2 protein-coding genes are annotated in these 1,587 nt (G+C 69.6%); one reads left to right on the forward strand and one right to left on the reverse strand.

All coding sequences use genetic code 11. The features are described from left to right. Window positions 1-80 precede the first annotated feature (80 nt). Window positions 81-800 (reverse strand): polysaccharide deacetylase family protein, encoded by a 720-nt coding sequence (locus tag G3I65_RS16230; protein ID WP_160696857.1) that lies wholly within the window; start codon window positions 798-800, stop codon window positions 81-83. A 219-nt stretch (window positions 801-1,019) separates the two neighbouring features. On the opposite strand from G3I65_RS16230, the gene G3I65_RS16235 reads away from it, so the two are divergent. Beyond that, window positions 1,020-1,587, forward strand: a 568-nt coding sequence (locus tag G3I65_RS16235) for a sensor histidine kinase (RefSeq protein ID WP_160696858.1), incomplete at its 3' end; no start/stop codon positions are given.

Genomic DNA, 1,587 nt, shown 5'->3' on the forward strand with positions numbered 1-1,587 from the left:
TCCGCGGCCGCGGCCGCCACGTAGGCCGCCACGCCACCGTCGCCGGGCTGGAGGACGTGCAGGACCGCGACCACCGGGGATCACCCCCGCGCCGCGGGTTCGAGCCGGCTGCCCCGGGTCGACACCCGGTGGCGCAGCCGCTTCGCGCGCAACCGCAGCCCGCGGTCCCGGTCGCCGACGTAGGTGCGGGGAATGGCGAACCGCGAGTCGAAGCCGCTGTGGTGGACCGCGCAGGCATAATCGTATCCGGCGGAGCGCACGGACGTTATTGTTTCCCGGTCCAGGTCGCCATACGGATAGCAAAAACCCGTCACCGGTTCTTCGATGATCGATTCGAGGGCTTCGCGACTGTGGACGATTTCCTCGTCGGCCGTTCGCGGCGACTGCGCGGGAATGTGATTGTGCCGCATCCCGTGCGAACCGATCTCGATACCCAAAGTGACGAGCGCGCGCAGTTGCTCGGCGTCGAGCAGTTGTTTGCGGGGGCCGTCGCCGTCCCAGTCGTTGGTCTCGCCGAGCTTGCCCGCCACGGCGAACACCGTCGCGGTGAAGCCGTACCAGGCCAGCACGCGCGCCACCGTGTCGGCGAAGTCCGCGTAGCCGTCGTCGAAGGTCAGCCCGACCAGCCCGGCGGCCGTGCCGCGATCGTGCCCGGCCAGCAGGGCGCGCATCGACACGCCGCGCATGCCCCGCCGCCAGAGCCAGCGCATCTGCGCCTCGAAGCGGTCCGGGCTGACGGTGATGAGGTAGGGATCCTCGGTGTAGCGCGCGACCGAGTGGTACATCAGCACGAGCGGCATTTCCGCAACCGAGTCACTCATGCGTCCTCCGGGTCGCGTAGTCGCTCAACTACCCGAGGCTAACGACGGAGGCGCTGTGGCAAATCCGTTACCAGGATGATTGCGCCTCGACCCGTTGCGGTAGGTCCGGATCCCCGTGGCGGGTGAATCGAGTAACCCTCCGCGTTGTCCGGACGATTTAGAAGAAACTACGCCGCAGGGTGCCACGCGAGGTGCGCGATGATTCCGGACATTTCTCCTTTGCCCGATTTCGGGCCGGTCGACACCGGTGGCGTCCTGCACGATCTGGGGCACGGTTTGTTCACATTGTCCTGTCTGACCGAATCGGTGCTGAAAACCGAGAGCCTGCCGTCGGGAATGCGAATCCGGCTCACCTTGATTTCGGAGGAGGCGGCCCGGCTGCTCGATCTCGTCCGGCAGGCCAGCGCGGCAGGCGACGCGCCGAAACCGGTGAACGTCCGCACGTTGCTGGAGGCCGCGGCCCAGGTCGCGGCGCAGGCGACCGGCGCCGCCGTGACGGTGCGCCCCGGCGCCGCGGTGTGGGTGGTGACCGACGAACTGGCGCTGTGGCGCATGATCACCAACCTGGTGGACAACGGCGTGCGCGCGGCGGGGCCCGTCGGCGAGGTCGAGCTGACGGCCGAGCCGGGCCCGCCGGTGGTCATCACCGTCGCCGACAACGGTCCGGGCTTCGGCCAAGGTGCGCGTGGCTGGGCGGGGCGGGGGTTGCGGGTCGTGTCCGAGCAGGCGGGCGCGGGCGGCGCCCGGGTCCGGATCGAGCGGCGGG

It is taken from the genome of Amycolatopsis sp. SID8362, assembly GCF_010550475.1.
In the GTDB taxonomy this organism is placed as follows: Bacteria; Actinomycetota; Actinomycetes; order Mycobacteriales; family Pseudonocardiaceae; genus Amycolatopsis; species Amycolatopsis eburnea.